The organism is Streptomyces omiyaensis (assembly GCF_014650895.1).
GTDB lineage: Bacteria > Actinomycetota > Actinomycetes > Streptomycetales > Streptomycetaceae > Streptomyces > Streptomyces omiyaensis.
On sequence record NZ_BMVV01000091.1, the window covers coordinates 1 to 685 of the forward strand.

The 685-nt window shown below is 58.2% G+C and carries 1 rRNA gene; it reads right to left on the reverse strand.

Annotation, left to right across the window (positions count from 1 at the left end):
- A 23S ribosomal RNA gene (locus IE287_RS38135) occupies nt 1–631 on the reverse strand; the annotation flags it as partial.
- Between the last annotated feature and the right edge of the window lie 54 nt (nt 632–685).

The following is a 685-nucleotide window of genomic DNA, read 5'->3' on the forward strand; positions in this document are numbered from 1 at the left end:
CCGACGCTCCCACGGCTTGTAGGCACACGGTTTCAGGTACTATTTCACTCCGCTCCCGCGGTACTTTTCACCATTCCCTCACGGTACTATCCGCTATCGGTCACCAGGGAATATTTAGGCTTAGCGGGTGGTCCCGCCAGATTCACACGGGATTTCTCGGGCCCCGTGCTACTTGGGTGTCTCTCAAACGAGCCGCTGACGTTTCGTCTACGGGGGTCTTACCCTCTACGCCGGACCTTTCGCATGTCCTTCGACTACATCAACGGTTTCTGACTCGTCCCGTCGCCGGCAGACGACGGAAGAGAGATCCCACAACCCCGCATGCGCAACCCCTGCCGGGTATCACACGCATACGGTTTGGCCTCATCCGGTTTCGCTCGCCACTACTCCCGGAATCACGGTTGTTTTCTCTTCCTGAGGGTACTGAGATGTTTCACTTCCCCTCGTTCCCTCCACATGCCCTATGTGTTCAGGCATGGGTGACAGCCCATGACGACTGCCGGGTTTCCCCATTCGGAAACCCCCGGATCAAAGCCTGGTTGACGGCTCCCCGGGGACTATCGTGGCCTCCCACGTCCTTCATCGGTTCCTGGTGCCAAGGCATCCACCGTGCGCCCTTAAAAACTTGGCCACAGATGCTCGCGTCCACTGTGTAGTTCTCAAGCAACGACCAGCCACCCATCAC